General features: G+C 32.6%; 3 protein-coding genes. All 3 read right to left on the bottom strand.

The window, feature by feature from the left end:
* Positions 1-155: 155 nt before the first annotated feature.
* The 3 genes from A374_RS21225 to A374_RS01475 all read right to left on the bottom strand — a co-directional run bounded on the left by A374_RS21225 (position 156) and on the right by A374_RS01475 (position 1,805).
* On the bottom strand, positions 156-278 hold the full coding sequence (locus tag A374_RS21225; protein WP_274517040.1) for a hypothetical protein: 123 nt from the start codon (positions 276-278) through the stop codon (positions 156-158).
* 388 nt (positions 279-666) lie between these two features.
* A complete protein-coding gene (locus A374_RS01480; RefSeq protein ID WP_007200396.1) occupies positions 667-996 on the bottom strand; it encodes a hypothetical protein in 330 nt (109 codons plus the stop codon).
* A gap of 359 nt (positions 997-1,355) precedes the next feature.
* A complete protein-coding gene (locus A374_RS01475) occupies positions 1,356-1,805 on the bottom strand; it encodes a hypothetical protein (protein ID WP_007200395.1) in 450 nt (149 codons plus the stop codon).
* Positions 1,806-2,031 lie beyond the last annotated feature (226 nt).

The raw sequence follows: 2,031 nt of genomic DNA, 5'->3' as shown, positions 1-2,031 counted from the left end.
TTTGTATTTGCTTCATTAAAATGCAAATTAAAAATCGTTCCATTGTACTTTGCTTTATAATTTACTTCATAAAGTTCATCAAGATCTGCTTTCTTTACTTCCTTGATATATAGTTTGGGTAAGCGATCCCTATTTTTATAGTCGCTAGGATAAATTTATTCTTTAAACCCATTGTTCACATCTGCTTGATCTTCACTAACTAACTCTATACGATTGCCATTTCTGTCACTCACTCTAAAGGTTTTATTCATATATTTTGCAAAAGTCCCTTTCTCCATATAGTTCTCTCCCTTATTAATCAATTGGTTTAACTCTCTTTAAATTATCATCAAATATACTTACTAGTTTTTCAATACCCGTCCGACACTCTATATAATTCCGATCCATCGGTAGGCAAATATCTCTCATTGAATTTCCATTCAGGAACCAATTCACCATTTATAGACCCAGTAAAACCATTCTGTGTGCATGGTGGGCCATCCATATTCTGTCCTGCGAAGCGTTCTCCATAAGGAACCACAATATTATGTGCATTGTTCGTTTTGAATTCAATCTTCCCATGAAGTGTAGTCAAGACGAAAAGATTCAACTACATCTCGATAACAAATTCCTTCGTGTGATGCGTGACGAATTCGTTCGCCTTCGGAATCTACCAAAAAAGCTGTTTTAATCTTCATTAAACATTTTCTCATCAACTTCTTCCAGATAACTTTCTGTATCTAAATAAGATTCTATAAGATTATCTAAAAACTCAATATTAATCTCTCTATTGTCTTCATATACATGAACTTTAGCACCAGCTTTTAATAGTAAACTTACTATTTTTTTCATTTCTAACAATTCATTAATGTCTAATAGATTATACGATAAGATAAAATCATTATTATTAATTAATTCTTTTACTTCAGATATACTCTTATTAGTCTTTCTTCTTAAAATAGAGATGTACTTAACCTCATTATCTTCTTTTTCTATTCGCACATTCATTTTAGCCATTTAAATATCTCCTCAGTAAGATTCATCGGTTGACCTGGTAGGCTATTTTTCCAATTACCGCCATGCCAACCTTTAAAATGCTCATTTAGGGTAGCTGGCTATCTAATTTCCCCTTTATTCCCTAAGTGCGGATTCTGTGAAGCGCTATATGAATGATGTCCTTGTACTATTTCTCCATCTCCTTTAATGGTCTTGGTTTATAGGGCATCCCCGTTGGCTGACCATCAAATGAACCAGCAATTATGGAAAGAGCAACCCGCAGCCTAACCGCTTTTTCGAAACCTACATGCAAATTCGGTGCGTTCTTTCTGTGAATCAGACTATTATGAGATTAGCTCATTAGTTTTGATGTCAATGGACTAGCCTGAATTTTGTTTTCTAATCATTTCCATTCCGTTCATAAAACTCCTAATAGAATCCATGTTCTTCAATAACTCACTTATGTAAAGCAAGACATCAAACTCATTAGGATCTGCATCATAATAAATCATTCCTGGATCAATAAAAGGCTCGTAAGCTATATTACAGATATTTTGCCCTCCAATTGTTACACTAAAGATTCTTTTCGAGTTTGAAACATAATTATTTATACATACTAGATTTTCTAAAGATGTTTCAAATGATTTGCCATTATAGAAAAAAAATAATTTGTTATCTTTAACATAAATACCAATTATTTGTCCATCTTCACTAAATCCTCCGACACCTTGTCTAATAAACGGGACTTTAATTTTTTTAACTATTGAATATCCGCTAGGCTCTAAAATAATATACGTCTCTGTCTTAGAGTAATTATTCATTATTATCATAAATTAACCCTCCTAATGTTTAATCCTAACAGTGTATTTATTACATCATCTTTCTTCACTGATTTTCGAATTAATATTCCCCATAAGAATCTTTTATCTTGTCAAACATACTTGCAGCTGGTGGTCCTATTGGATTACAGTTCTATAAGCCGACATTTTTTCTATGTATGTCTAAAACATCTGAAATGCCTTGCTCCCTCATTCTTTTCAGTAAATACTCATGTCC

Source organism: Fictibacillus macauensis ZFHKF-1 (genome assembly GCF_000269865.1).
GTDB classification, from domain to species: Bacteria; Bacillota; Bacilli; order Bacillales; family Fictibacillaceae; genus Fictibacillus_C; species Fictibacillus_C macauensis.
This window is presented reverse-complemented; position numbering and strand designations above follow the sequence as displayed.